At 36.2% G+C, this 21,074-nt stretch carries 22 protein-coding genes; 4 read left to right on the top strand and 18 right to left on the bottom strand.

Annotated elements, in window-relative coordinates; all coding sequences use genetic code 11:
* Positions 1 to 16 precede the first annotated feature (16 nt).
* The 16 genes from STA7437_RS25875 to psb35 all read right to left on the bottom strand — a co-directional run bounded on the left by STA7437_RS25875 (position 17) and on the right by psb35 (position 14,169).
* Positions 17 to 472, bottom strand: a complete 456-nt coding sequence (locus tag STA7437_RS25875) for a CAP domain-containing protein (RefSeq protein WP_407696429.1) — start codon at positions 470 to 472, stop codon at positions 17 to 19.
* 301 nt (positions 473 to 773) lie between these two features.
* Positions 774 to 2,018, bottom strand: a complete 1,245-nt coding sequence (gene trpB / locus STA7437_RS14560; protein ID WP_015194153.1) for a tryptophan synthase subunit beta — start codon at positions 2,016 to 2,018, stop codon at positions 774 to 776.
* Positions 2,019 to 2,352: 334 nt separating this feature from the next.
* Entirely contained in the window at positions 2,353 to 2,754 is a 402-nt protein-coding gene (locus tag STA7437_RS14555; RefSeq protein ID WP_015194152.1) for a hypothetical protein, read from the bottom strand.
* 87 nt (positions 2,755 to 2,841) lie between these two features.
* Complete coding sequence (locus tag STA7437_RS14550) at positions 2,842 to 3,390, bottom strand: hypothetical protein (RefSeq protein WP_015194151.1); 549 nt, start codon at positions 3,388 to 3,390, stop codon at positions 2,842 to 2,844.
* A 30-nt stretch (positions 3,391 to 3,420) separates the two neighbouring features.
* Positions 3,421 to 5,250: a response regulator gene (locus STA7437_RS14545; protein ID WP_015194150.1), complete on the bottom strand. Its 1,830-nt coding sequence runs from the start codon at positions 5,248 to 5,250 to the stop codon at positions 3,421 to 3,423.
* Positions 5,251 to 5,281: 31 nt separating this feature from the next.
* Positions 5,282 to 5,662 carry a response regulator gene (locus tag STA7437_RS14540; protein ID WP_041620051.1) on the bottom strand — a complete coding sequence of 127 codons (381 nt, stop codon included), beginning with the start codon at positions 5,660 to 5,662 and terminating at the stop codon, positions 5,282 to 5,284.
* Entirely contained in the window at positions 5,652 to 7,856 is a 2,205-nt protein-coding gene (locus tag STA7437_RS14535; RefSeq protein ID WP_015194148.1) for an ATP-binding protein, read from the bottom strand. The genes STA7437_RS14540 and STA7437_RS14535 overlap by 11 nt, the downstream gene beginning before the upstream one ends.
* 176 nt (positions 7,857 to 8,032) lie before the next feature.
* Positions 8,033 to 8,770, bottom strand: a complete 738-nt coding sequence (locus tag STA7437_RS14530) for a phycocyanobilin:ferredoxin oxidoreductase (RefSeq protein ID WP_015194147.1) — start codon at positions 8,768 to 8,770, stop codon at positions 8,033 to 8,035.
* A gap of 96 nt (positions 8,771 to 8,866) precedes the next feature.
* The gene (locus STA7437_RS14525; RefSeq protein ID WP_015194146.1) at positions 8,867 to 9,124 is read right to left on the bottom strand and encodes a phycobilisome linker polypeptide; all 258 of its coding nucleotides are present in this window, start codon (positions 9,122 to 9,124) and stop codon (positions 8,867 to 8,869) included.
* 56 nt (positions 9,125 to 9,180) lie between these two features.
* Complete coding sequence (locus STA7437_RS14520) at positions 9,181 to 10,041, bottom strand: phycobilisome linker polypeptide (protein ID WP_015194145.1); 861 nt, start codon at positions 10,039 to 10,041, stop codon at positions 9,181 to 9,183.
* A gap of 44 nt (positions 10,042 to 10,085) precedes the next feature.
* Positions 10,086 to 10,904: a phycobilisome linker polypeptide gene (locus STA7437_RS14515; RefSeq protein WP_015194144.1), complete on the bottom strand. Its 819-nt coding sequence runs from the start codon at positions 10,902 to 10,904 to the stop codon at positions 10,086 to 10,088.
* A 118-nt stretch (positions 10,905 to 11,022) separates the two neighbouring features.
* On the bottom strand, positions 11,023 to 11,511 hold the full coding sequence (gene cpcA, locus STA7437_RS14510) for a phycocyanin subunit alpha (RefSeq protein WP_015191541.1): 489 nt from the start codon (positions 11,509 to 11,511) through the stop codon (positions 11,023 to 11,025).
* Between the two features lie 69 nt (positions 11,512 to 11,580).
* The gene (locus STA7437_RS14505) at positions 11,581 to 12,099 is read right to left on the bottom strand and encodes a phycocyanin subunit beta (RefSeq protein WP_015194143.1); all 519 of its coding nucleotides are present in this window, start codon (positions 12,097 to 12,099) and stop codon (positions 11,581 to 11,583) included.
* A 433-nt stretch (positions 12,100 to 12,532) separates the two neighbouring features.
* Complete coding sequence (locus tag STA7437_RS14500; protein WP_015194142.1) at positions 12,533 to 13,231, bottom strand: hypothetical protein; 699 nt, start codon at positions 13,229 to 13,231, stop codon at positions 12,533 to 12,535.
* A gap of 375 nt (positions 13,232 to 13,606) precedes the next feature.
* Positions 13,607 to 13,924, bottom strand: coding sequence for a hypothetical protein (locus STA7437_RS14495; RefSeq protein ID WP_015194141.1), 318 nt, complete (start codon positions 13,922 to 13,924; stop codon positions 13,607 to 13,609).
* Between the two features lie 62 nt (positions 13,925 to 13,986).
* Positions 13,987 to 14,169, bottom strand: coding sequence for a photosystem II assembly protein Psb35 (gene psb35 / locus STA7437_RS14490; protein ID WP_015194140.1), 183 nt, complete (start codon positions 14,167 to 14,169; stop codon positions 13,987 to 13,989).
* A gap of 444 nt (positions 14,170 to 14,613) precedes the next feature.
* Between psb35 and STA7437_RS14485 the strand changes: the two genes are divergently transcribed.
* Complete coding sequence (locus STA7437_RS14485; RefSeq protein ID WP_015194139.1) at positions 14,614 to 15,009, top strand: DUF2294 domain-containing protein; 396 nt, start codon at positions 14,614 to 14,616, stop codon at positions 15,007 to 15,009.
* A gap of 237 nt (positions 15,010 to 15,246) precedes the next feature.
* Positions 15,247 to 15,621: a DUF2294 domain-containing protein gene (locus STA7437_RS14480; RefSeq protein WP_015194138.1), complete on the top strand. Its 375-nt coding sequence runs from the start codon at positions 15,247 to 15,249 to the stop codon at positions 15,619 to 15,621.
* A 14-nt stretch (positions 15,622 to 15,635) separates the two neighbouring features.
* Here STA7437_RS14480 and STA7437_RS14475 read toward each other — a convergent pair whose 3' ends face one another.
* On the bottom strand, positions 15,636 to 16,079 hold the full coding sequence (locus tag STA7437_RS14475; protein ID WP_015194137.1) for a response regulator: 444 nt from the start codon (positions 16,077 to 16,079) through the stop codon (positions 15,636 to 15,638).
* 402 nt (positions 16,080 to 16,481) lie between these two features.
* On the opposite strand from STA7437_RS14475, the gene STA7437_RS14470 reads away from it, so the two are divergent.
* Positions 16,482 to 16,964, top strand: a complete 483-nt coding sequence (locus STA7437_RS14470; RefSeq protein WP_015194136.1) for an orange carotenoid protein N-terminal domain-containing protein — start codon at positions 16,482 to 16,484, stop codon at positions 16,962 to 16,964.
* A gap of 45 nt (positions 16,965 to 17,009) precedes the next feature.
* Here STA7437_RS14470 and STA7437_RS14465 read toward each other — a convergent pair whose 3' ends face one another.
* The gene (locus STA7437_RS14465) at positions 17,010 to 17,753 is read right to left on the bottom strand and encodes a response regulator (protein WP_015194135.1); all 744 of its coding nucleotides are present in this window, start codon (positions 17,751 to 17,753) and stop codon (positions 17,010 to 17,012) included.
* A gap of 295 nt (positions 17,754 to 18,048) precedes the next feature.
* Here STA7437_RS14465 and STA7437_RS27130 point away from each other — a divergent pair, with 295 nt between their 5' ends.
* Positions 18,049 to 20,793, top strand: coding sequence for a PAS domain-containing sensor histidine kinase (locus tag STA7437_RS27130; RefSeq protein WP_083856862.1), 2,745 nt, complete (start codon positions 18,049 to 18,051; stop codon positions 20,791 to 20,793).
* Positions 20,794 to 21,074: the final 281 nt, after the last annotated feature.

Here is a 21,074-nt window from a genome sequence, read left to right as displayed (position 1 = left end):
TCCTTAGTTAACGTTGTTAACGTTGTAAAACAAATATTTGCGTAAAATAATATTCACCGCGATCGTTTTTTACCACACCAATTCCAGTTAAATTATAGTTACCTTCAATATTTTGACGGTGACCAGGACTATCGATCCAACCTTGCACTGCTTGAGTCACAGGATCGCTATAACCTTGATTGTAAGCGACATTTTCAGCAACACGACTATAATCAATCGAGTTTTCAATAGCTTTTGCTCGTTGTTCAAAACCCTCATGACTCAAAGGTACTTTTCCTTCCGCCATATCTTGACTGTGCATTCTTGCTTGCTCGCTAATTAAAGAATTTAGTTGTAGCGGTGGCAAATTAATAGACTGACGATATTGATTAATTTGTTGATGTACTGATTGTTCCAACTCGCTGACATAATCATTCTGAGCAAGTTTAATAGATTCAAAAAAAATCAAATTTTCTTGACGAAGTCGAAGCAGGCTCTGTCTTTTTAAGGCGGAGTACCTTCGACTCTGTGAAAGCGATTTAATATCAGTAGCTTGACTAACTAAACAATTACTTACGAGGAAACCACAGATTATAAAATTTCTACAAAACTTATAGTTTTTTCGAGATTTTACTTGTTGCTTAATTAAATTTTTATTTAACATTATATAAAACTTATTTTGGAGGAAAGGCAAGTAATTTTTGATTCAAAACAACAATCACCTGCCTCTTGATTATTCCTCCAATCAACAATCTTGCTGGTATGGGTCAAATTTACTCTGACAGATATAATGATCAAAGCTCAAAATTACCCAAATATTTAGCTACAGTTTGGACATCTTTGTCACCTCGACCAGAACAATTGATTACTAGACGAGGACTACCTTCTAATTGAGGACATAACTTTTCTAAATAAGCAAAAGCGTGAGAAGTTTCTAGAGCAGGAATAATTCCTTCTAACTGAGATACACGTTGAAAAGCTTCTACTGCTTCGTCATCAGTTACACTATAATATTCAGCGCGATCGCTATCTTTGAGATAACTATGTTCTGGTCCTACACCAGGGTAATCTAATCCCGCACTAATCGAATGAGCTTCTACCACTTGTCCGTCGGTATCTTGCAATAAATAACTCATTGCTCCATGCAAAACTCCTGGACTACCCTTGGTTAAAGTAGCAGCGTGTTTACCAGAATCAATACTTTCTCCTGCTGCTTCAACCCCAATCAATCTTACGCTTGGTTCTTTGACAAATTCATAAAATAATCCCATAGCATTAGAACCACCACCGACACAAGCGATCAGGATATCAGGTAAACCACCCCATTTTTCCTGACATTGCAGACGAGTTTCTGTACCAATTATCCCGTGAAAATCTCTTACCATCATCGGATAAGGATGAGGACCAGCAACAGAACCAAGAATATAATGAGTAGTCTCTACATTAGTAACCCAATCTCGAATTGCTTCTGAAGTCGCATCTTTAAGTGTGCCAGTTCCTGCTGAGACTGGTTGTACTGTCGCACCCAACAAACGCATCCGAAACACATTTAACTTTTGGCGTTCAATATCCTGTACGCCCATATAAACTACACATTCTAAACCAAAACGAGCGCATACTGTAGCTGTAGCAACTCCATGTTGTCCTGCACCTGTTTCGGCAATAATTCGCTTTTTACCCATGCGAATTGCCAATAAAGCTTGAGCAATAGCGTTGTTAATTTTGTGCGCTCCCGTATGATTCAAATCTTCCCGTTTAAAATAAATTTGCGCGCCCGTACCATCTGGTTTAGCATAATGTTGAGTTAGGCGTTCTGCAAAATAAAGTGGACTAGGACGACCAACGTAATCTTTTAATAAAGCTTGTAATTGTTGTTGAAATCCAGGATCATTTTTGTAGCGATCATAAGCTGTTTCTAACTCTGCCAAAGCTGGCATTAAAGTTTCTGGGACATACTTACCGCCATAAATACCAAAACGTCCAAATTGATCGGGAAGTTGAGTAGTTGATTGATTGGGAGAAAGAGGTGTAGTTGTCATTGCTAAATTTTGATTGGTTTAAGACTGAAAATATCATTGAAAATTCTACAAGTTTTGCTTAGACATCTCCAATAACTTGCCTGAAACCTTTATGATAACGAGATTTTGTCATTGATAAGTCGATGTTGATGGTTTGTCGCGCAGCGCGCCTTCGGCGGGGTTAATGGTTGATTATTCATCCCTCATAATTAGTAATTAGTAATTAATAACTGGTAATGGTGTATCTCCGAAATTTGAGAAACTCTATAATCAAACCAATCTGCAATTTTAATTTGGAATAGCTTATTAGAGTTGGACTGAGCAGAAAAAATCAAATAACTCACTTAAAGATTAATTAATCTACTAAATCGTTGTTCATTTCAGTTTGACTAGGATTATTGGCAGCGATTGGTCTATTACCATCAATATTAAGAGTTTTTTTCACTTCAAAACTATCTGTCACAATAGGACGTTGTCCGTCTATTTCCACAACTTCTTTAACCTCAAGTTGACTGGGATCGATTGGACGAGTTCCATCAAGTTCTAAAACCTGCTCGTATTGTAAATCACTATTAGTAATCGGACGATGTCCATCAACGTCTAAAGTTTCCACCACAAGGTTCTCGCTTTTGACGATAGGACGTTTGCCATCAATGTCTAAAGTTGCTTTAACTGTAAGATCACTAGAATCTACGGGACGATGACCATCAATATTAATTGTATCAATTGTGTCTTGTTGCTCTGGTTGATTACTCATCGGTTACACATTTTATAGTTCGACAAGATCAACCTTAAGTCTTAATCTTTTTTAAGAAATCTACTAAAAGTTGATTGTTGAGCAAAATTATTTCTCAACCTTTGTTTCTTCGATCATAGTAACCAAATTATAAACTCCATCTTCGTAAACCTGGGTTGTTCTAACTCGATGATCTTCGTCAACTAGAGCGATCAATTCGTTATAGTAAGTTTTACAACCTTGTATCGTTCTACTACCACGATAAACAATCAGATCATCAGTGACAGCCCAAGCAATTCCTGAAAATCCCGATGCCTTTTCACCCCCTAAAGTATAAACTTCATCTGTCAGGGGAAAAACTAGCTTACCTTCGGAGAAATTACCAAAATATTGAGCGGTTACTTCTCTCGGGGTATTAATGCGAACGGTGTTAGTTTGAACATATTGAGAACCTTCTACTTCAATTTTGACGCGAACCAAATGTTCATCTATCAACTTTCCTGCACGGTTAACTCGTTTAGCCGTTCCTTCCCAAGTCCCGCAATTGGATAAAAAAGCCAACGGTACGTTAAATTCGTTATAACTGACTTCAGAAATAATCAACTCGCCTGTTGCAGTAGTAGGAAAAGGTAAAGCTTTGTGCTGAAATTGAGTCATTTTATTTACCTCAATTAAAATATATTGATCTTAAGCCAAACGATTAAGAATACGATTAGCAAGGTGTTTAGCTACTACTGGTTTATCTACAAAATCGTCTGCACCACTAGCAAAAACTTGATTGCGCATAGCTACATTGTTATGAATACTAAGAAACATTACTGGCAATTTGCGCCAATAAGGATGAGTTCGCAGTACCTTACATAGTTCAATGCCACTCAAGTGGGGCATTTCGATATCTAGCACCAGTAAATTAGGATTGACTGCTTGAAGTACGTCCCAAAATTGTCGAGGATCGTGCAAGGTAGTGAGTTTAAATCCCCAAGGATGTAATAGAGAGGGTAAAACTTCTAATAATTCTAGATCATCATCGACGATCATGACTTTTTTGCCTTGAGAAGAACGTTGAAAAACTTCTTGGCAAAAACTAATTATTTCTGTGGGGGTTAGTGGTTGTTTAAGATAAAAATATCCTCCATGTCTAGCAACTTGAAGTCGGTCTTCAAAGCGATCGCGGTCTGCTAAAACAATGACCGGGATAGAAGGTTCAAGTAAGCTTAATTCAGCAATTAAAGATAAATTATCCCATCGAGAATGAAGATTGGATTCTAATTCGCTAAAGGCTAGTTTTAGTAAAACAGCATCGGGAAGTTGTTCTGATGACTGTTGTTCAAGCCAAATTCTAGTTGATTCTGGATTAGTTAAAACTAAAGTTTTAATGCCTTTGCTGTTGGCATACTCAGTTAATTGTTCGCTCAATTTAGGGTCAGGATCAATAATCAAGAGAAAAGGAGAATGTTCTTGAATTTGACAGGCAATTTGAGGCGAAGGATTCGCTTCTGCTGCCAATTCCTGACGTAAAACTTGAAGAATGGCTTCTATTTGCCAGATTCGTTCTTGATTAATTTCATCACTCAGTACTTGTTCTAATTCTCTAGCTAACTGAGAAGCTTCATCAAAACCAAACAATCCCAAATTACCAGCTAAACTATGAGCAGTTAATAAAGCCTTTTTGCGATCGCTATCGTTAAAATCACTTTGTTGCCAAGTTGCTACAATTGTCTCTAGAGTTCCTAATTGTTGATGACTTTTGGAGCGATATTTTTCCCAAGCTGCACTTAAAGCGTTTAAATGACGCGATCGCTTAATTTCTGGTGTTTCTAGCTCGACAGAAAGCTCTTCTTGGGGTAAAGATTTAAGAGAGTATCCTCTTCCAGGTATAGTTTCAATCAAATCTTCGGGTAAACCAGCTAGTTTGAGTTTTTGTCGTAAGTATCTAAGATGAGAGCGCACAGTTGCTTCTGCTGGATATTCTGCTGATGACCATAAACTTTCAATTATTTCTTCAATGCTTAAAACTTCTTGACTATGACGTAAAAATAATTCTAATAAACTATATTCTTTAGCAGTCAGCGATAAGATCTCTCCTTGATAGGTAACTTCACAGCTACAGGGATCGAGTTGCAATTCTCCCCAACTCAATACGGGCAAAAAGTCACAGTTGAGACGACGCAATAAAGCACGAATACGAGCCGTTAATTCGTCAAGATCAAAAGGCTTACAGATATAATCATCTGCTCCTGCATCAAGTCCTTTAATTTTATCTTGGCTGCCATGACGAGCGGTAAGTAACAAGATCGGCATTTCATAGCCATTGGCACGAAAACGCTGACATAAACTAATCCCGTCGAGCTTAGGCAAAGACCAATCGAGGATAATTAAATCGTAGTTATAGGTTGAACCATAGAGCCAACCTTGTTCTCCATCGGTAACTGCATCTACGGCGTAATTTTGTTCTGCTAAACTTCTTGAAAGGACATCAATTAAAGTTTGATCGTCATCAACTAATAAAATTCTCATCCGTAACTAAAATAAACCTCCCAGAACCAACTTAGATTTTCCATTGCAAAATAGAAGCAATTCGACTAGCAAGATTCATCGAATTAAAAGGCTTGGTAATTACACCTGCTACTCCCAACCCTGGTAATTGATTTTTTTCAGCAGCTTGAACTTTAGCCGTGAGAAATATCACTGGAATTGACTGAGTTTTTGGATTCGCTTTTAGCTCAGATAAGGTAGAAATACCATCCAACTCAGGCATCATAACATCAAGTAAAATGGCATCGGGTTGTTGAGTTTGGGCGACAGCAATTCCTTCTAAACCAGAAGAAGCAATCAATACTTGCCAACCAACTTCAATCTCAATTCCCACTTGCACCACTTCTTGAATGGTTTCTTCGTCATCAATTAGTAAAATACATTTATCGTTGATGATCATCACCTCCTTTTTGGGTTAATGCAGGCAAGGTGAAATAAAAAGTACTGCCACCTCCTAAACTACTTTCTGCCCATATTTTCCCTCCGTGTTCTTCAATTATGTGACGACAAATCGCTAATCCTAAACCAGTTCCTCCTTTTTTCCGAGAATCGGAAGAGTCTACTTGCTGAAAACGCTCGAAGATATTTTCTAGTTGATTAGCAGGAATTCCTTGTCCTTGATCTTTTACCTCAAAAGTAACGAAGGGAATGGCGGTTTTTGGTTCTTGAGCTTCTAGTTTTGCCGATAACCAAACTGTACTATGAGAGGGAGAAAATTTAATCGCATTACTTAATAAGTTGGTGAGAGTTTGGACGATATAATCACGGTCTGCCCACACCACAAAAGCTACTGATTCTGCAAATAACTTCACTCCGTGTTCTTGTGCCATTGTTTGCATCGTTTGGGCTGCCTCAATCATCAATTCGGTAGCTTTACAGGCTTTTTTCTTCATTTTGATTTTGCCTGACTGAATACTTTGTAAGTCGAGGACGTTATTCACTAATCGCACTAACCGCTCAGTTTGTTCGTCGGCAATTCTCAACATTCGTTGTCCTTTATGAGAAAGATTACCTAATTTTCCTGTGGCAAGAATTTTGAGAGAACTATGAATCGAAGTCAGAGGAGTCCGAAGTTCGTGACTGACTACCGAAATAAACTCATCTTTCATTCGTTCAATTGCTTTGCGATCGCTTATATCACTACTGAGGGCAAAAAATCCTTGGACTTGATCTTTGTCTGGTTGGTTTAGATGAGGAATATAGGTAACATTAAGCGAATGAACACAGCCATCCTGAAAGATACTGTCCTTTTCATAAGTAACCATTTGTCCTGATAGAGCAGACTCGATATACTGACGAATAGTTTGGTATTCTTCTTCGCCGTGAACTTCTTGAAGATGGCAACCATAGATTTTGGTAGGAGAGAGTCCAAACCAAGTTTGATAAGCTTCATTATTAAAGCGATAACATTGTTGTTTGTCTACGTACGCAATTAACACGGGCAAACCATTGGCAATCAAACGTAACTGTTCTTCGCTGCGTCTTAAGGCTGCTTCTGCTTCGAGACGGTCATTAATTTCTTGTTGGAGATTACTGTTGACTTCCTGTAATTTAGCGGTACGTTCCGTAACCAATTCTTCTAGGTTTTCGAGTAACTCTGCTTGAGATAAAGCAATTCCAATTTGATCTGCCAACTGTTGCATCAATTCCAACTCAAAATCTGTCCAAGTTCTGGTTGTTTGACACTGATGAGCAATTAATAAACCCCACAGAGGATCGTGTTGAGATTTAAAGTTTTGTAAAATGGGTACTACTAATTTAGCTTGAACTTTCCATTCCTCCATAAAGTCGACCAAACATTCAGCCAAACCCATCTGGGGATCGTGAACATTTGCGATCGCTTGTACTCTTCCTGCTGCGTATAGTTCTTGATAATCTTTGGGAAATACTTCTTCAGGAAATTCAATTCCTAAAATAGGCGCATATTCAGGTAAAACGGCTTCGCTAATTGGTTTACCTGTACCATTAGCCAAAACTTGATAAATTAAAACTCGGTCTGCTTTCAGAATTCTTTGGACTTCATTGACAGCAGTTTGAAGAATTTCTCTGAGTTGTAGCGATTGACGAATTTTAAGGGTAACTTCGGAAAATAGCTTGACTCGTTGATGTTGTCGTTGCAATTCTTCTTCTGCTCGCTTGAGATTGGTCACATCTCGAAACACCAATAAGTTGTAATTGGGTAATAACTCTTCAACTCGGCTATATTCTACCGTTTTAATCATGCCATTGGGATGGCGAAACTGAACTTCTTCAAGAGGGCAAGCAGAAGAAACTTGTTCCTCCAATCGATTTTGTTTGGTCTTTTGGTCGGCTTTTTTAATAGTTTTTCCTTGGTTAAGGAATAGTCCTTTTAGTACAGTATTTGAAGACGCACTTTGTTGACATTTTTGCTCTACAGGAGAGGTAAACAAGCTAACCAGTGATTTACCAATCAATTCTTTTCTGGTTAAACCAAATAGCTCGCAAGCAGAAGAATTTACTTCTACCAGACGATTTTGGTGATCGATAATCGTAATTGCTTCAAAGGAGCGTTCAAATATAGCTTGGAGGAATAATTTCTCTCCTTGAAATTTTCCTATTCGCTCCATAACTAAACTGTTTTTTTTTAATTCTTAATTAAATTTTACTAAATTTTTTTACGAAAGTTAAGCTTTCTTAAACTCAATCTTTAAACTAAGTTAACTGTTGATTGTTAATTTCTCACTGGTGTACGGACAATTCATGCCACCTTTCGGTGCAGCGTAGCGATTGTCCCTACTGACTACTACGGAGCATCAAAAAGCATCGTAGTCATATATCGATCCGTCCATGCTTTGCCTAAAGATTTTTCTAATACTCGTCGAGTTTTGTCATTTTGTTGCTGTTTAGTACAGTAGTAATGATGTCCTTTCAGAATTTCTCTTTGTTGGACTGGAGACGATACAGCAGGAGTAGTAATTGCTATTTGACAATGAAGAGTTAAAAAGTGATTAACTTGCTTTAAAAATAAAGCTTCTTCTTGACTATTAATCGGACGCACAAATAAACAAAATTCTGAAAAAATGTCTCCCCAAGCAGGTAATTGCCGAGGTTGGGAAAATTGAACTGCAGGAAGAGCAGCTAAAACTTGTTGATAGTTTTGAGCTAAAATACCCTTAGTATTTCCAGGAGAAAGATCGACGATCGCAGCACCAATTTGACCTTGACTGCCTACTAAATCTACTCCAAAAATAGGTAGGGGATAATTGGTACGAGGAAACATGACACAATGAAGAATATCTAAGCGATCGCCTACTCTAGCTAACTCCAAATGTAACTTGCGAAATTCGGGAGTTTGATAACAGCGATTTTCGATAATTAGTTTTTCTCCTTCTAAATTTCCCTCAACATAACCAAGGTCTTCTGGTATCTGGTAAGGAGATAAAGTAAGGTATTGTTGCCAATGTTCTTCAATACAATTGGCTAATTGATGAATTAAATAGTGCTGGCGTTCTCTGAGAGAAGATTGAATAGTAGCAACCATTGGCACTTTTCATTATTAATTAATTATTTTTAAAATGTCATTTGCCCTTCGTAACTGAATCACAAATAAAAGTACCAAGGACAAACGACTGATTAATCATTCATCAGCATCATTACTTGCTGGCGAACCAAGAGGACGAATATTGACAATTGTGCCTCCCATTCGAGTAATTCGCAGCATTTCTTCATTCATGCGATGGTAAGGAACTTGAATCAAAACACTACCACTGGTGCGGAAAGAATAATTATTACGAGCGGTTTCTTCGTTTTGTTTTAATCCAGTTACCTCATAAACAAAAACACGGTTGTTTGCGGGTGAACTAGATCTACCATTCAGCACAGATTGACCCAACATCTTGTTAATATCTCCTAATCATTTAGGGTTAAAAAAGTAGAGAAGACTAAATAAACCTATGCCAAGGTGACACTCGCTACTTTACCACCCATTTTGTTAATTTTTTGTAGAGTTGCTGATAGCTCTTCGTAAGGAACTAATAAAGCTCTACTAACACGGCGTACTTTAGGATATCTAGGCAAATTCATTGCTGAGATTTCGATCCGATAAATACGACCCTCTTTATTAGAGTTTCTGAAGGTTCGCTCAGGAGTCAGTCCTTGACGAGAAGGTCGATATGCCCAACCTCCACTACCACCTGAAGGAGCAACTACCGCAGAAGCACTATTGAGAGCGAGTTCTCTAGCTAAACGAGAAGTAGTTCCTGCTATTTGAGAGCGATCGCTATTGGCATAACCTCGATATAATTGAAACATTCGAGTAAAGCCAACGGTTTTTTGGGCGGTCTGAGTGTTAAAACCACGATAATAGGGAACAATGTTATCGCCAAAATTTTCTGTATACTCTTCCGAGTCGATATAAGAGTCAATATCTGCTTCAAAACCATTTTCTTGATACAAATCGAGGTGGTAAATTACCTCAGATTCATCATAAGGTGCGCGACCAAGTAAATGTTTGAGGTTTAACTCAATTACTCTGGTTTGGAAATTATTGTAAAAGAATTTTTCTTTGTATAACTCTGATTTAGCTACAGCCCTCACAAAGTCACGAACTGTAATTGAGCCATTGCAAAGTAAAGATTCTGTTGCTGTTAGACGCTCGGAAGCCATAATATAGTCATTACCAAGCACTTGGCGATAAACTGCTTGGATCACGGCTTGAGCATCAGCTTGAGTCCAATTAGGACGTAATTCTAAGGGTTTGCTGTCGTTAAAGGCAGAAACTCCCAGACGAGATGCTGCAGTTGTAATTGCCACTTGATTTTCTTCCTTAGCTTTAGATGTTTAACAATGTTGTGAGTCTAAGCTTTAGTAATGCTGAGAACCTGGCAGCCACTTTTATTTAATTTTTGTAAAGTAGCTGAAAGCCTATCATAAGGAACTACGTATTCGTTAATACTGCGTCGCAGTTGAGGTGAACGTCCTTTTGCTGCTTGAGATACTCTTAAACGATAGGTTTTTCCTTGTTCATCGGCAGTTGTACCAGCAAGTGCGAAACCGATCTGGGCATTACGTACTGGAGTTGCCAAATTACGAGCTAATTCGTAAGTTAGACGGGGACTACCACTATTACCTTGAGCGCGATCGCTATTGGCATAGCCTTGATAAAGTTGAAACATCCGCGTAAAACCGACGGTTTTTTGACCTTTTTGTGTGTTAAAACCGCGATAATAGGGAACAACGTTATCACCAAAGTTTTGAGTGTATTCGTCACTATCAATATAAGAATCAATATCTGCTTCAAAACCTTCATTTTGATAGCGATCAAGATGATCAATAATCTCAGATTCATCGTAGGGAGCGCGACCGAGCAAGTGTTTGAAGTTTAACTCAATCGAACGAGGATGATAATTGTTGTAGAAAAATTTTGTTTTGTATAATTCTGATTTGGCAATGGCTCTAACAAATTCTCTTACTGTAATCGAACCATTGCACAAGAGAGACTCTGCACTAGTTAGACGTTCGCACGCCATAATATGATCGTTGCCTAAAACTTGTCGGTACGCTGCCCTAATCGCAACTTTAGCATCTTCGTTACTCCAGTTGGGGCGCAGTTCAACAGGATTAGTTTCATTGAAGGCGGAAACTCCTAGACGAGATGCTGCTGTAGTAATTGCCACTAGCGATCCTCCTAAATTTTGCTAAATTATTTTTCTAAAAAATTGCTCGAAATCACAGGCAATCATCAAACAAAAATTGCTCAATCCTTACCTGCTATTTCGAGCTACTAGAGTAACTCTAGCTTAAAGCGTTAATTGCATAATCGATGTAGGAGTTAGCTTCAGAAGCAGCATCACCGCTTAAACCATGATTAGCTTTGATGTACTTGAGAGCTTCAACATACCAGCTTGGAGATAAGTCAAAAGTGCTGTTGATTTCAGCAACCCCAGCAATTAAGTATTCATCCATTGGGCCAGTACCACCAGCAATTAAGCAGTAGGTAACCATGCGGAGATAGTAGCCGATATCACGCGCACACTTAGCTTTACCTTCTGAGGTAGAAGCATAGTTACTGCCTTGCATTTGAGTAGTGTAGGGAAATTTGTTGTAGACAGCTTGGGCTGCACCGTTAACTAAACCTTGAGCGTTAGAGGATAAAGCTCTGGCTGCTTCTAAACCACTTTTAGCTTGACGTAAACGTCCAAAAGCGATTTGTAATTCGGTGCTGCTGAGGAAACGACCTTGAGAATCTGCTGCTGCTACTGCTTCAGTTAATGGAGTTTTCATGATTTTACTTATCTTCCTATCTTTTGCTTAGTTTTCGAGAAATGTTGTCTGGTAATCAGGGGTCTGAGCTTAACCTACTGCTGCTGCTGCTTGATCGAAGTAGCCAGCAATTTCAGACATTAAGGAACTGCAATCACCTTGAGTGATATTATTACGGTCGTTAGCAATAGCGATCGCTGCGTCTTTCATTTTTTGTACGCCAGCAGCTACAGAACCACCAGGAACTCCTAAAGCTACATAAGTTTCACGTAAACCATTGAGACAACGGTCGTTGAGTACAGAAGCATCTCCAGTGAAGGTAGCGTAAGTTACATAGCGTAAAATGATTTCCATATCACGCAAGCAAGCTGCCATACGACGGTTGGTGTAAGCATTACCGCCAGGAGCAATCAACTGAGGTTGTTCAGCAAATAGTGCGCGAGCAGCATTAGCTACGATAGCCGAAGCACTACCAGTAATGCGGTTAACAGCATCAATCCGCTTTAAACCATCTGCAACTACTTTGTCGAGAGCATCTAGTTGAGATGAGGAAACATAATCGCCACGAGCATCGGCTTGAGATACAACCCTAGTATATGCATCCAACATTGAACGTTTCTCCTGAATTTTGATTTGTATCCAATAAAATTTAGAAAAGCTGAATCCCTAACTTTCAGAGCTATCTTGAAGAGAGTTAATCAGCAGAACTCAATGCTTTAGTTTCTCAGTTAACTCAACAATGAAAGTAATGGTAATTCTTGAATTAGGAACTCAGCTAAGTCCTGAAGCAATTTCAAGACCTTGCGAGGCTCATAAAATCTGGCGTTTATTCCAGAGACAGCCCCATGACTTTTGGACTAATCATCATTCAATCAAGAATTTTGTGCAATTCTAGTGCAATTAGATGAGTAAATCTTAAACACTTATGTTTTTTTGTAACGGAAGCTTAATAATTGCGAAATTGAGCGTAATAATTTGGTTTGGTATTTTCAATAAAAGTTTATAATTTAAAGATAAAGATGAAAAATAAAGAATAAATAAATCATTTTTGATTGGATGAAGGTTTTTCTATTCTATTAACTTCATTATTCTGTTGTTTGTTTAAATTTTCTTTATTTAAAATATAGTCTGTGATCCCCCAACCAAAAAATAAACCCAAAATAATTAGACTCATTGCCAGCTTATTAGAAGTAAAATTACCAATCTTTACTACATATTTGCGCCACCGAGAATCTCCTCGCTCATTTAATTTAGATGGTTTTGATTGAGTGGGAATCTGATGAACCTGGTTGAGCTTTAATAATTCTTCACCAAAATCAGATGGCATATGGTCATAAATTCTTTCTTGAAGAGCTTCAATAACTTCTCGCAAGGCAATTAGATTAGCAACTTTTTCTTCTAAAGCGATCCAATGAATCATAGAATGATCAAAACTTTCTAGTAGAGTTTGCATTCTTCCATAAATTTGTTGATGTTGAGATAAAGAAGATGCAGCCTTAAAAAGTTCTTCCTGATTGCGACTCTTGTTTGGCGTGTACTTGTCTACAGAATTATGCCCAATAAATCTTTGATAAGATTCTAGCTGCTCAAGTTGTTGTTGAAGAATTTCTAATTCTAGAGGAACATTTTCTAAATCTGATTGCAAAATTTCTAGTTGCTCTAAAATTAACAACCAGTGTCTGATGATGATTGTCAAGGTATTAAGATTTTGTTGTAGAATTTCATTTTGAGTTTGATTCATTAATTTTGAGTTGAATTAATTTTTTTCGCTCTAGAAAAAACACTTTTATTTTTTACAGTAGTTTTTTAACATTTCACAGACGATCTATCTCAGGTATGAAACTTAAATAATTTTTGCTTTTGAACCAAATCTACTCCAACAACTTTTTTCAGAAATATTGAGAATTCATAGTTATAAAACGGAGGAAAGCAAAGGAGAGAAATAAGAGTTTTTATTTTATATTTAATTTTGCCCTGGTAGTTATCAAACAAAAAATTGGGAGAATTGGGGTAATTTAAACTTGATTGCCAATCAAAAAAACAATAGCCCTAAGAACTAATTCAATTCTTAGAGCTAAATTGTAAATAACTAAATAAAAATTAGTTTAGGTTTAGTCTAAATAATTCCTTGTCCTTTTTCCTGTTGTTGATTATCTGGTTTATTAATTTCTTCCAATTCTTCAGCACGTTCTTGTTTAAGTGCTTCTTCTTTTTCTCTTAAATCGCCTGGTTCTTCAACGTACATTTCTGGTTCGATCGCATAATTGTTAGCCAAGCCTTCTCGGTCTATAGTATATCCTGCGGTAGTATCTAAATCTCCTTCTTGCTCAGGAAGTTGTTTAAAATTTTCTTTTTCTCTTTCTACACGTGCTGCGGTTTCGGCAGGAGTAATAATGCGATCGTAGTTATCGGGATGTTCTGCTGAATTTGTCATGAGTTCTGAATCCAATTTAAAGTACAAAAATAAATTTTTAAGGCAATAAGATAATGTTACGGTTATTTATCAACTTTAGGAACAACATCTGGACGCTCTTTATCTTCCCAGCCTGGAGGACGTTTGGAGTTATACCAGGCAATAGAGCCAATAGTTGTTGCTGCTATAAAACCTACAACTAAGCTGATGGTTGCTGCAACAGGAAAGTGGGGTTCTTGTGTGATTACTTCTAAAAGTAAATTCATAAATTAATGACCTAAAAATAATTGATGTTCAATTAATTTTCATCTTAGCTATGATTAAATAAATTCGGCATCTAACTCTTTATATATTATCAATCTGTCTTAAGATAGATTCTTTTAAAGTGAATTAATTTTAAGATTTTGAGGTGTCTAGTGCCTATTTAATTATTATAAAAAATGATATGTAAGTTAATGTATATAATATAGTCTTAACTTATTATAGTATGTTTTAAATCTAAATATTTAAAAGATTAATATCTTGTAACTTTTTAACAATTATGTTTAATTCTGAATAAACTAAAATTAGCTGCAAGTAACTTGAATAAAAAGTTTAAAAATTATCTAAAAAATAATTTCTTTTTTTATTTATATAGTTACACTGTTACCTTATAACTTAAAATATGAAGGTTTTAACTTTAAGATAATAGTCTATAAAAAAGGATAAAAATGACAGAAACTTTACCCACTCGTGGACAACTAGAACGCCAAATTTCCCAAAAATTGCAAGCTTTTTATCGTAATCGTTTAGGACATCAACCTTCAAAAATTACTTGTCAACTTTTCGACCAAAAATTAGCGATTATTATTGAAGAATCTATTACTCAAGCAGAACAAATTTTAGTCAAAGAGGGCAAAAAAGAATTAGCTGAACAAGTTCATTCTCAATTAGATGATGCCATTCAACCAGAACTAAAACAAGTAGTAGAAGAAATTATTAAAGTAAAAATTATCGATCTGCTTAGTGACGCAACTTTGCAAACCGGTAGAACTGGAATGATTGCAGTACTTGATCAAACTCCTCAAGTACGTAATCCTGATACTATTCCTAAAGTTAAGAGTTAACTCAGGCTTTTTTTTTTAAGACGTGATTTGCTTTGTAATCAGCCTACTCGGACATCAAGTGTGTCAAATACTAGTTGATCTTGACGCTAGGAACGAACCTCACAGATAGTTTCTAGTTAAAACAGTAAAGATTCCTAATTTTAATTTAAAGATAAATTGAAGGTTAGAAATACTATTTATAAAAAAAATTAATGTTTTTCTTTATTGATCATAAAACCATTTAAATATTTTAAAAAAATGAGTAACCAGTCAATTAATAAAAAAGCATTGGAGGACATTTTATCTCCTAAAATCAAAAGTATTTATAAAAATCAACTTAAACATCAGCTTGACAATATATCTTATTATTTGTTTGAGCGCACTTTAATTGTCATTCTCGAAGGAACTGTCACAGCACCAGAGAAAATACTCAATAATCACCAAAAAATTTGTCTCGCTAAACAAGTTAGAAAAGTAATTGATAATGCAATTCAACCGCAAATTCGCTCAATCATCGAAGAAGCTATGAATGTCAAAGTAATTGACTTTCTTTGTGATACAACTCTCGAATCTAATTGTACAAGTGCAATTGTAATTTTTGAACGACAAAAACCCTTAAACAGTTCAATCTAACTTGATCAATTTCATCAGAAATATCGAGCTAAGATCACTTCCAAGTCTTCAATTAAAAATGGTTTAACAAGATAATCGTCACAACCAGCTTGTTTGGCTTGTATTTTGTCATCAGTTTTAGTTAAACCTGTGATGGCAATAATAGGAATGTGAGACGTTTGAGAATCTTGTTTTATTTGATAAATTAGATCAATTCCATTCATTTCTGGTAAGACTAAATCTACTAAAATTAAATCTGGTAAAAGCTGTTTAACCAGTAATAAAAATTCCTGGCTACTTCTAGTAGTTATGCAATTATATTGCAACGCAATAAGAATATAACTGAGAAATAATAAGTTATCTTGGTCATCATCTATTGCTAAAATCAATGGTTTACACTCGCGACTAGAAGAAGTAAACTCATCCCCTTGTGCCTCGGCGTTGTCGAGATCGTCAAACTCTTGCTTTTGCTTTGCCATGTTCTTCTGTTTTTTGAATAACAAAAAAGGCATTCCTTAAGTGGCAAAGAAGCACTTTGATGGATTGGCTTATAAATTAATTAGCAATACTAAGTTGAAAAAAAATTTTCTTTGCTGCATTAGGAAAGAAAGTTCAAGTTAGTAAAGACAACATTTATTCATAGTAAAAAAACTACTCTTTGATCTCAAGCGATATTAAAACATTTAATAATACAAACAAACTTCATTAAGATTATCATTATTTATTTTTAAGTTACCTTCGCATCTATCTGTAGTCTTGCAAGCAATTAATTATCTTGTTTTTTATTTCTGTCTTTCTATAGTTATTTTTAGCTAAAACCATTAATTACTCTATTAAGTAAGTGAAAAGTCAAGATTTATAAACTTGGAGTAGATTAAATTATGGTATCTAGCAACGTTGATGCAACAGTACAATCCGCGTTGAGTGCTTATCAAAGATTAAGTACTGATGAAAAATTAGCTTTTCTGTGGTACGTTTATACTAAAATGGGAACTTCGATTACTCCCGCTGCGCCTGGTGCAGCAGGAGATGAAATTGCCAAAGGATTGTTTAATCAAGTCAAAGAATTATCCCATGAAGAACAACTACAAGTACAGCGTCAGATTATAGAAAAACAAGATTCTTTAATTGGTCGGGAATACGGTTCTCTTAGTGAAAATACTAAATTACTATTTTGGTATTATTTGGCTCAAGGAATGGAAGAAGGTGTTATTATTCCTATGCCAGAAAATTATGAACCTAGTGGTAGTATTCAAAAATTGCTATCTGACATTGAAGCCTGCGATTTTGAACAGCAAATTACTTTTTTAAGAGAAGCTGTGATTGATGCTGGACAAGAACCTAAATCAGGTGCAGAAATTTAATAGTTTAAAGTAGTGTGGGCAAAGCCCACTTCAACTTACTGTGCTTTACTTTACTAAACCAGCACGTAAAGCACGGACTGCTGCCTGAGTTCGGTCATCAGCACAAAGCTTGTTCAGAATATGACAAACGTGGGTTTTAACAGTACCAACCGTAATGTACAATTTTTCTGCAATTTCAGCATTGCTACAGCCAGCTACGATCAATTCTAGTACTTCTAATTCTCTGTCAGTCAAAGGATAAGTTTCTAGTAATTGTTGATATTCTTCCTCAACAGCATCAATTGATTGAGAATGAGATGCTTCCTGATTTGATGCTGCTGTTTTTCCAGAGGCAAGGGTAACAGGTTTGGTAGTCTTAGCTTGTTTTAAGACAATTCTAGCGATCGCAGGATCGATCCAAGAATTACCCTCATAAGTAGTACGAATTGCTTGAACTAAATTGTCCATGCTGACATCTTTGAGACTATAAGAATCCGCACCAGCAGCAAAAGCAGCCATGACAGAATCTTCACTGTCATGCATGGTTAAAATCAAAATTTTAGTTTTAAAACCATCTGTTTCGGATTGGTATTGTTTTAACTGTTGGGTTATTTCAATACCATCAATATCGGGTAAACCAATATCTACTAAAGCTACATCGGGTTGATGAGTTTTAATTTTTTGTAATCCTGCTGTACCATTAGCAGCGTTATCAACAATTTCTATATCCGAATATTGTTTGAGAGCAGCACACAAACCTATACGACTAAGGTCATGGTCTTCAATTAAAACAACGCTTATTTTACTCATTACTATAGATAGATTAATTACAAATTAAATAGAGCTAAATTACTAATCCTTATAGAATATCTAATAATCCGATTTTAACTTCATCTTACCGAGGAAATATATACTGGGGAGAGAATAAGCTATTTTTAATCATGACTCATTCTCAGTCTATTAAAAATCTATCTCAAGATAGATGAAAAAAGTCTTATTTTTTTATATACTAGCGTGTTTATGCTTAAATATTATTTTTTAAGTAGTTTAAATTAAAACTTACCCGACTTATTGCCGAAGATCGACTGTTTCTCTAACTAAACTAATGCTGCTAAATTTAACTGAGCTTTTCTTGGTTAATTCTTCTTTTATGCCCCACGGGATGTGTTATTTGTGGAAGCCGGGGCTAGTAGGGCTACATTTACTCAGTAACGCAGTAATTGCCTTATCTTATTTTTCAATTCCTTTTACGTTAGTTTATATCCTGCGTAAACGACCTGATATTCCGTTTAACGGTATTTTTTTATTATTTGCTGCTTTTATTGTTTCTTGTGGAATTGGTCACGCCTTTGATATTTGGACATTATGGCATCCTAATTATTGGTTAGCAGGAAACATCAAAGCAATGACTGCCTCGGTTTCCTTATTAACCGCGATCGCTTTAATTCAAACAATCCCACAAATTATTGCTTTACCTTCTCCTCAACAAATGCAACAGCAAATTAGAGAACGCGAGCAAGCAGAAACAGAATTAATCAAAGAAAGACAATTTCTTCAAGCATTGTTAAATAACCTTTCTGATGGGATTGTTGCCTGCGATCAAAATGGCTTACTAACCTTATTTAATCAAGCAACTCAAACATTTCACGGTTTACCTAAACAGTCTCTTCCTAGTCAAGATTGGGCGCAATATTACGATCTCTATTTACCTGATGGTAAGACAATGATGTCTTCAGCAGAAATTCCTTTATTTCGTGCCTTACAAGGAGAACCTGTCAGGAATGTAGAAATGATGATTATTCCCAAACAAGGTAAACCTCGTCTGTTACTAGCTAATGGAGATCCAATTATTGCCCCTGATGGAGAAAAGTTAGGGGCAGTAGTAGCAATGCGAGATATTACTGAGCGCAAACAAATCGAGCAAGCTTTACAGGAAAGTAAAGCCCGTTTTACAGAAGCTTTTGGTAACGCTGCGATTGGCATGGCGATTGTTTCGTTAGAAGGGCAATGGTTAGAAATTAATACTGCCTTATGTCAGATGTTGGGTTATTCAGAAGCAGACTTATTGGCAACTAATTTCCAATCAATTACCTATCCCGAAGATTTGGCTCAAGATTTATTATGTGTCAAACAATTAATTTCAGGCGAAATAGAATCTGGTCAGTTAGAAAAAAGATACCTTAATAAACAAGGTGAAATTGTTTGGGTTAGTCTCAGCGTCTCAGTAGTTAAAAATGAGCAAAATCAACCTTTATATTTTGTTGCTTTAATTGAAAATATTACTAATCGTAAGCAAATTGAACAAGATTTGCAAGAAAGTGAACGACGCTTTCGAGCTATTTTTAATTCCATGTTTCAGTTTATTGGTTTACTCAAACCAGATGGAACTTTATTAGAAGCCAATCAAACGGCTCTTGATTTTGGTGGATTTAGATTAGAAGAAATAGTTAATCGTCCTTTTTGGGAAATTTCTTGGTGGCAGATCAATGCTCAAACTCAGCAGCAACTTCAACAAGCAATAATGCAAGCTGCATCAGGAGAGTTTGTTCGTTATGAAGTAGATATTCTTGGGGCAAACAATCAAATTGCCACCATTGATTTTTCTCTCAAACCAGTTCTCGATGAGAATGGCCAAATTAGTTTGTTAATTCCAGAAGGCAGAAATATTACAGAGAGTAAAAAAATTCAAGAAAAGTTGCAAAGAAATGAACAACGTTGGCAACTAGCTATCCAAAGTACAGGAGATGGAATCTGGGATTGGAACGTCCAAACTAACGAAGTTTATTACTCGCCTCGCTGGAAAGAAATGCGTGGTTATCAGAACGATGAAATCAGAGGTAATTTTGAGCAATGGGCCGAACTGATTCATTCTGATGACTATGAAAAAGTTATGTCAGCATTAGAACAACACTTTACTAAACAAATTCCTTTTCGACTCGAATATCGAACTTTACATCGGGATAGTTCTTATCGTTGGATTCTTGTCCAAGGACAAGCAGTTTGCGACGAAATCGGTCAAATCTTACGCATGGTTGGTGCAGAAACCGATATTACCGAACGTAAACAAGCTCAAGTTGCTCTTGCTCAACTAAACGAAGAATTAGAAGCACGAGTTAAACAACGCACCTCACAATTAGAACAAGTTAATAAGATTTTACTAGCCACTACTGGTCAACTCGAAAAACGCAATCAAGAATTAGACCAGTTTGCCTATGTTGCTTCCCACGATCTTAAAGCGCCGTTGAGAGCGATTGCAAATTTATCAGAATGGTTGGAAGAAGACTTAGAAGACAAACTAGATGACGATACCAGACACAATTTAAACTTGTTGCGCGGTAGAGTCCACCGACTCGAAAATCTGATTAATGGTTTATTAGCATATTCTCGCGTGGGTCGGGTTAGCTCAGAATTTCAATTAGTATCAGTTGAGCGACTCTTAAATGAAATAATTGATTCTTTGGTAGTACCTCCCGAATTTAAGATTGAAATTATTGGAAAAATGCCTACTTTCCGAACCCAATTATTACCTTTGCAGCAGACTTTTAGCAATTTGATTGACAACGCTATTAAACACCATCCCCGTCAAGATGGTAAAGTTTCGATTTCTGTGGTTGAACAAGAAAACTTTTATGAATTTACTGTCAGTGACGATGGAAAAGGTATTGATCCTAAATATCATGATAGAATCTTTACTATTTTTCAAACCTTGGAGGCAAGAGACAACAAAGAAAGCACAGGTATTGGACTATCGATTGTTAAAAAAGCTGTAGAAAATCAAGGAGGGGCGATTACTGTAGAATCCCAAGTAGGAGAAGGAACAAGCTTTCGGTTTACTTGGAAAAAAAATTAATTTAGACCTAAAGTGATTAATAATATTCAAAGTTATGAATCTTAGATTAAAACTTTATTAAAAATTAAGAAATGATAATTGATCATCAGGGTTATAAATAGTAAATTTCTTAGCAAATTAACTTAATTAAAGCTTGATTTAACTCTCTATCTTTTAGCTGAGGCAAAGTTTTTTTAAACTATTTAACATAATAGTAGTCTTGTTAATTTTGTTGACCAGTGTTGGGTAATCTTTAATTAAAGCAACTTGCTTAATAACTTTTTAACTTTGGCTTTCTTAGA

Source organism: Stanieria cyanosphaera PCC 7437 (assembly GCF_000317575.1).
GTDB lineage: Bacteria > Cyanobacteriota > Cyanobacteriia > Cyanobacteriales > Xenococcaceae > Stanieria > Stanieria cyanosphaera.
The sequence above is the reverse complement of the archived record's forward strand: the minus strand, read 5'-3'. Positions and strand labels throughout refer to the sequence as shown.